Annotated in this window: 1 protein-coding gene; it reads left to right on the top strand. The window is 36.2% G+C overall.

The window, feature by feature from the left end; genetic code table 11:
- Positions 1-257 (top strand): G5 domain-containing protein (locus JQ843_RS05500; RefSeq protein WP_203213099.1); only part of this gene is annotated, 257 nt, incomplete at both ends.

Raw genomic sequence — 257 nt, 5'->3', positions numbered from 1 at the left:
GATTACTGAAGAAGCAGTAGAAGAAGTTATCACAGTAGGTACTAAACCTAAAGTTGTAGAAACAACTACTCCATATACAACACGTTATGTAGAAGATAATACAAAAGATAAAGATTATCGTGAAGTAACAAGACCTGGTAAATCTGGTAAGACAACTACTACGACAACTTATACCTTGGATCCTAATACAGGAGCAGTAACACCGAATGAACCAACCACGATTACTGAAGAAGCAGTAGAAGAAGTTATCACAGTAG

The sequence above is a fragment of the Streptococcus mitis genome, from assembly GCF_905187495.1.
Lineage (GTDB): Bacteria > Bacillota > Bacilli > Lactobacillales > Streptococcaceae > Streptococcus > Streptococcus mitis_CU.
The sequence above is the reverse complement of the archived record's forward strand: the minus strand, read 5'-3'. Positions and strand labels throughout refer to the sequence as shown.